The sequence below is a fragment of the Streptomyces sp. NPDC005017 genome, assembly GCF_042873115.1.
In the GTDB taxonomy this organism is placed as follows: Bacteria; Actinomycetota; Actinomycetes; order Streptomycetales; family Streptomycetaceae; genus Streptomyces.
Genome location: NZ_JBIALD010000030.1, coordinates 38,790 through 44,853, shown reverse-complemented (window position 1 = coordinate 44,853; position 6,064 = coordinate 38,790). Strand labels below are relative to the sequence as shown.

General features: G+C 73.3%; 7 protein-coding genes. 3 read left to right on the top strand and 4 right to left on the bottom strand.

The genetic code is table 11. From position 1 onward, the window contains the following. The first annotated feature begins 206 nt into the window (after positions 1-206). Positions 207-851, top strand: a complete 645-nt coding sequence (locus tag ACFYR0_RS32510; RefSeq protein WP_389336298.1) for a TetR/AcrR family transcriptional regulator — start codon at positions 207-209, stop codon at positions 849-851. On the opposite strand, the gene ACFYR0_RS32505 is transcribed toward ACFYR0_RS32510, so the two are convergent. The 4 genes from ACFYR0_RS32505 to ACFYR0_RS32490 all read right to left on the bottom strand — a co-directional run bounded on the left by ACFYR0_RS32505 (position 817) and on the right by ACFYR0_RS32490 (position 4,481). After that, positions 817-1,140, bottom strand: a complete 324-nt coding sequence (locus ACFYR0_RS32505) for a DMT family transporter (RefSeq protein ID WP_386378858.1) — start codon at positions 1,138-1,140, stop codon at positions 817-819. The two genes, ACFYR0_RS32510 and ACFYR0_RS32505, sit on opposite strands and share 35 nt — an antisense overlap. A gap of 130 nt (positions 1,141-1,270) precedes the next feature. Continuing rightward, entirely contained in the window at positions 1,271-2,281 is a 1,011-nt protein-coding gene (rsgA, locus tag ACFYR0_RS32500) for a ribosome small subunit-dependent GTPase A (RefSeq protein ID WP_389336192.1), read from the bottom strand. Positions 2,282-2,298: 17 nt separating this feature from the next. Next, a complete protein-coding gene (aroA, locus tag ACFYR0_RS32495; RefSeq protein ID WP_386378855.1) occupies positions 2,299-3,615 on the bottom strand; it encodes a 3-phosphoshikimate 1-carboxyvinyltransferase in 1,317 nt (438 codons plus the stop codon). A gap of 152 nt (positions 3,616-3,767) precedes the next feature. Next, entirely contained in the window at positions 3,768-4,481 is a 714-nt protein-coding gene (locus ACFYR0_RS32490; RefSeq protein ID WP_389336188.1) for a M50 family metallopeptidase, read from the bottom strand. Positions 4,482-4,531: 50 nt separating this feature from the next. Here ACFYR0_RS32490 and ACFYR0_RS32485 point away from each other — a divergent pair, with 50 nt between their 5' ends. Next, complete coding sequence (locus ACFYR0_RS32485) at positions 4,532-5,347, top strand: SOS response-associated peptidase (protein ID WP_389336185.1); 816 nt, start codon at positions 4,532-4,534, stop codon at positions 5,345-5,347. Between the two features lie 55 nt (positions 5,348-5,402). Beyond that, positions 5,403-6,032, top strand: coding sequence for an alpha/beta family hydrolase (locus ACFYR0_RS32480; protein WP_389336295.1), 630 nt, complete (start codon positions 5,403-5,405; stop codon positions 6,030-6,032). Positions 6,033-6,064: the final 32 nt, after the last annotated feature.

The following is a 6,064-nucleotide window of genomic DNA, read 5'->3' as shown; positions in this document are numbered from 1 at the left end:
CGAGGGCGGTGCGCAACTCGGCGGTGCGAGGTGCCTCCCCGGAGGGGGGACCCCCGGCGCCCACCCGTGCCGCCCCTGGCGGCACGCATGCCCGCGGCTACGGCAGCCGGCACGCATGCCCGCGGTTGGGGCGATTCCGGGCCCCCTTGACAGGGGCCCCGGGCGCGTCAAATCTGGGCGCAGAGGTGGTGGGAACCCGGGAGGCGATGATGCCGTCGGCGCGGGAGTCTTTACTGGATGCTGCCTACACGGCGCTGGCGCGGCGGGCGTGGTCCGCGGTGCGGATGGTGGACGTGGCGGCTTCGGCCGGAGTGTCCCGGCAGACCCTCTACAACGAGTTCGGCAGCAAGGACGGCCTCGCCCGCGCGCTGGTGCGGCGCGAGGCGGACGGCTATCTGGCCGGGGTCGAGCGGGCCCTCGCCGCGTTCCCCGACGCCCGCGAGAAACTGACCGCCGCCGCCGAGTGGACCACCGCCACCGCCCGCGACAACGCGCTCGTGAGAGCCCTGCTGACGGGCTGCTGGAACGAGCGGCTGCCCGCGCTCGCGCTCACCGCGGTGCGGTCCTCCTCGGTCACGCCCGCGCAGCGCCGCGCCGACGGGCCGCTGCCCTCGCCCGCCGACTTCGTGACCCTCGTACGGGACCGGGCCGTCGCCGCCGTCGCCGGCCCCGGCGCGTACCGCACCCGGCAGGACACCGCCGATCTGGCCCGCTCCTGCGAGGTGGCCGTACGGCTCGCCCTGTCCTGCGTTCTGGCGCCGCCCGCCGAGGGCGGTGTCGCCGACCTCGTCCGCGGGGTCCTGCCCGGCGCCGGGGTCAGTGCGCCGAGCCCGACAACTGGAGCCCGATGACCCCGCAGATGACGAGCACGATGGACACGATCTTCAGCGTGGAGACCACGTCACCGAGGAAGGCCATGCCGTAGATCGCCGTGCCCGCCGCGCCGATGCCGGTCCACACCGCGTACGCCGGACCCACGTCGAGCTTGCGCAGCGACAGCGTGAGCAGACCGAAACTGCCCAGCGCGAAGATCGCGAAGGCGATGGTGGGCCAGAGCCTGGTGAACCCGTGCGACAGCTTCAGGCAGACGGCGAAGCCGGTTTCGAGCAGCCCCGCCACGATGACCAGCAGCCACGCCATGTGCTGTTCCTCCCGTAACTCCTGGCTCCGCGACGCTCTGTGACCGCTCGTCAGGCTTTACTCGCTCTTGGGGTCCGGCTTTTGCGATTATGCCCTTACAGGACTCGCGTCGAGTCGAACAACGCGGGAGTCAGTCACCTTCCCTGCGCTCACGGGTCGCCAGCAGCCGGCGCAGCGAGTACAGCCGTGCCGGGTCGGCGTGACCCTCGGCCACCCACGCGTCCAGCGCGCAGTCCGGCTCGTCGTGGCTGCACGCGCGCGGACAGCCCTCGGTGCCCGGCTCCAGGTCCGGGAAGGCGTGGATGACCCGCGACGGGTCGATGTGCGCCAGCCCGAAGGACCGTACGCCCGGTGTGTCGATCACCCAGCCGTCCGCCCCGTACAGCGGCAGCGCCAGCGCCGAGGTGGTGGTGTGCCGGCCGCGGCCCGTCACCGCGTTCACCCGGCCGGTCAGCCGGCGGCGGTCCTCCGGGACCAGCGCGTTGACCAGGGTCGTCTTGCCGACGCCCGAGTGGCCGACGAACGCCGTGGCCTTGCCGGCCAGATGCTCGCGCACCCGGTCCGCCGCGCCGCCGCTCTCCAGCTCCTCGCGGCTGGTGACGACGTACGGGATGTCGAGATCGCCGTACAGCTCCAGCAACTCGTCCGGCGGGGCGAGGTCCGACTTGGTCATCACCAGCAGCGGGGTCAGCCCGCCGTCGTACGCGGCGACCAGGCAGCGGTCGATCAGCCTGGGCCGCGGCTCGGGGTCGGCGAGGGCGGTGACGATGGCGAGCTGGTCGGCGTTGGCCACGACCACCCGCTCGTACGGGTCGTCGTCGTCGGCGGTGCGGCGCAGCACCGAGTCGCGCTGCTCGATGCGGACGATTCGCGCGAGTGTGTCCTTCTTGCCCGACAGATCGCCCACGAGCGCGACGCGGTCGCCGACCACGGCGGCCTTGCGGCCCAGTTCACGGGCCTTCATGGCAATCACGGGCTGTTCGTCGACGAGGCAGGTGAGCCTGCCCCGGTCGACGGTGAGGACCATGCCCTCGGCGGCGTCCTCGTGTTTGGGCCGGATGTTCGTCCGCGGCCGGTTCCCCTTGCGGTTGGGGCGCTGGCGGATGTCGTCCTCGTCGGTGTGCTTGCCGTAGCGGCGCATGGTGGTTCCCCGCGTCCCTACGCCCCGAGCATCCCGGTCCACAGGTCGGGGAAGTCCGGCAGTGTCTTCGCCGTCGTCGCCACGTTCTCGATCTGTACGCCCTCGACCGCCAGGCCGATGATCGCGCCGGCCGTCGCCATGCGGTGGTCCTCGTAGGTGTGGAAGACACCGCCGTGCAGCCGGCGGGGCCGGATGTGCAGTCCGTCGGCGGTCTCGGTGACGTCGCCGCCGAGCTCGTTGATCTCCTTGGTGAGCGCGGCCAGCCGGTCCGTCTCGTGCAGCCGCAGGTGCGCCACGCCGCGCAGGGTGGAGGGGGAGTCCGCGAGGGCCGCGACCGCCGCGATGCCCGGGGTCAGCTCGCCGACCTCGCCGAGGTCCACGTCGATGCCGTGCACGGCACCCGAACCGGTGAACACCAGGCCGTAGTCGGTCAGCTCGCAGGAGCCGCCCATCTCGGTGAAGATCTCCCGCAGCCGGTCACCTGGCTGGGTGGTGCGGACCGGCCAGTCCGGGATCAGCACCTTGCCGCCGGTCACCAGGGCGGCCGCCAGGAACGGCTGGGCGTTGGACAGGTCGGGCTCGATCACCAGGTCGCGGCCGAGCAGCGCGCCCGAGGTGACCCGCCAGACGTTGGGCTCGCCGCCGGACTCGGGGGTGTCCACCTGCGCGCCGACCGAGCGCAGCATGTCCACCGTCATCCGGATGTGCGGCATCGACGGCAGCGTTGACCCGGTGTGCCGGACCTCCACGCCCTGGTTGAAGCGCGGGGCGGACAGCAGCAGGGCGCTGACGAACTGCGAGGACGAGGAGGCGTCGATCTCCACCCGGCCGCCGTCCAGGGCGCCGCTGCCGTGCACGGTGAGGGGCAGCGCGCCGCGCCCGTCGTCGTCGATCCGCGCGCCGAGGACGCGCAGGGCGTCGATGACGCCGTTCAGGGGGCGCTCGTAGGAGCGGGGGTCGCCGTCGAAGCGGACGGGGCCGTCGGCGAGCGCGGCGACCGGCGGCAGGAAGCGCATCACCGTGCCGGCGTTGCCGACGTCGACCGTGGCCGGGCCGCGCAGCGCGGCGGGGATGACCCGCCAGAACTCGCCGGTGCCGTCCGGGCCCACGCCCTCCTCGATGCCCACGCCCATCGTGCGCAGCGCGCCGGCCATCAGCAGGGTGTCGCGGGAGCGCAGCGGGCGGCGCAGCCAGCCGGGTTCGCTCGCGAGCGCGGCGAGCACGAGGGCGCGGTTGGTGACCGACTTGGACCCCGGCACGTGGACCGTCGCGTCGACGGCTCCGCTCGCGTGCGGGGCGGGCCAGAGTGCGGTGTGGGCGGGGTTCACGGTCATGGGCCCCACTTTAGTGGCTGACGGCGAGGCGAGATCTTGATCGAGAACAGCTCCGCGGCCCGCGCGGGACCGCCACCGTCAACCTCCGTACCGCGTCCGTGCGGGACCGCTGCCGTCGCGGCCCGGCGGGCCCCGGCGGGCAGCCCGCCGCGTCACAGCTCCAGCAGCCACCGTCCGCCGCCCACGAGGGAGCACAGCGACACCGCGTGGAAGAAGAACAGCCACACCCCCGCCGGCGCGTGCGTCAGCCGGGCGAGCTGGTCGGCGTCCGAGTCGCCCGCGCCTCCCCGGCGCCGCTTGGACTGGAGCTCGAACGCCGGCCGTACACCGCCCAGCAGCAGGAACCACACCACCGCGTACGCGAACGCCGCCTGCACCTGGGGCCCGGCCAGCCAGGACACCAGCAGGAAGGTGCCGCCGGTCAGCACGACGGTGAGCGCCCCGTACGCGTTGCGGATCATCACCAGCACGGCCAGCAGCAGCGCCGTGGCCAGCCACAGCAGCAGCGTGACGCGGCCCGCGGCGAGCAGGGCCGCGCCGCCGAGGCCCAGCAGCGGGGGAGCGGTGTAGCCGGCCGCCGCGGTGAGGATCATGCCGATGCCGTGCGGCTTGCCGCGACTGACGGTGAGGCCGCTGGTGTCGGAGTGCAGACGTATGCCGGTCAGGGTGCGGCCGGTGAGCAGCGCGACCAGGCCGTGGCCGCCCTCGTGGGCGATGGTGATCGCGTTGCGGGCGATGCGCCAGGGGCGGGGCGGGAGGACCACCGCGGCGGCGGCGACCAGGGTCGCGATCACCACCCACAGATCCGGGTCGGCCTGGGTGCCGACGAGTTCGTCCCACAGAGAGGCCGCTGTACTGCTGTCCATGTTCCCGGGTCGCTCCCTGTCCTGGTGCGGAGTCTGGCAGTGTGGCACGTATGTGCGGACGGTATGCAGCCAGTCGTAGGCCCGAGGATCTCGCGGGAGTCTTCGAGATCGAGAAGTGGGAGCCCGAGGAGACCCTGGAGCCCGACTACAACGTGGCGCCCACCAAGGAGGTCTACGCCGTCCTGGACCGTCCCCTGAAGGACGCGGACGACCGGCGCCCGGTTCGCCAGCTGCGCAAGCTGAGGTGGGGGCTCGTGCCGTCCTGGGCCAAGACGCCCGAGGGCGCGGCCCGGATGATCAACGCACGCGCGGAGACCGTGCACGAGAAGCCCGCCTACCGCCGCGCCTTCGCCGCCCGCCGCTGCATCCTGCCCGCCGACGGCTACTACGAGTGGGTCACCGGCAAGCAGGAGCGCGATCTGGAGGTGGAGGGGAAGAAGAAGCGTCCCCGCAAGCAGCCCTACTTCGTGCTGCCCGCCGACGGGTCGGTCTTCGCCATGGCCGGGCTGTACGAGTTCTGGCGGGACGGCACGCTGCCCGACGACCACCCCCGGGCCTGGTGGACGACCTGCTCCGTGATCACCACCGAGGCCGAGACGACCCCGCTGGCCGTCTCGCCCGCCGAGGGCCCGCACGTGCTCGCCGAGATCCACCCGCGCATGCCGCTGATGCTCACCCCGGACCGCTGGGACGCCTGGCTGGACCCCGCCCGTACCGACCCCGAGGGCCTGCGCGAGCTGCTCGTGCCCCCGCCGGCCGGCCTGATGCGCGCCTACCCGGTGACCACGGCCGTCAGCAACGTCCGCAACAACGGGCCGGAGCTGCTGAGGGAGCTGGAGGGCCCCGAAGAGGGCACACTCTTCTGACGTGACCACCTCTTCTGACGTGACCACCTCTTCTGACGTGACCACCTCTTCCGGCGTGACCACCGAGACCATCGGCACCGAGGCGGGGGACGCCCGGATCACCTGGCATCCGGCGCCGCGGCCCCGCCTCGTCCTCGCCGTCAGCCACGGTGCGGGCGGCGGCATCGAGGCCCGCGACCTCCAGGCCCTCGCGCGCACGCTCCCCTGGCACGGGGTGAGCGTCGCCCTCGTCGAACAGCCCTGGCGGGTCGCGGGCAGGAAGGTCGCCACCGCGCCGAAGACCCTGGACATCGGCTGGCGCGGCATCTGGCCCGCGGTGAGCGCGCCCGGCCTGCCCGTCGTCTCCGGCGGCCGGTCGGCCGGGGCCCGCGTCGCCTGCCGCACGGCCACCGAACTCGGCGCGCTGGCCGTCCTCGCGCTCAGCTTCCCGCTGCACCCGCCGGGCAGGCCCGAGAGGTCCCGCGCCGCCGAACTGCTCGGCACCGGGGTGCCCACGCTCGTCGTCCAGGGCGGCAACGACCCGTTCGGCAGACCGGAGGAGTTCCCCGAGGGCACTCACGAACTGGTCGGGGTGCCCCAGGGCGATCACGGACTGACGGTGCCGAAGCGGGCCCCTCTCACCCAGGCCGAGGCGCTGGCGATCGTCACGGACGCCGTCGTGGAGTGGACCGGGTCACTCGGCTGAACGACCGGGAATGCGGAGCGGCACCGCTTGGT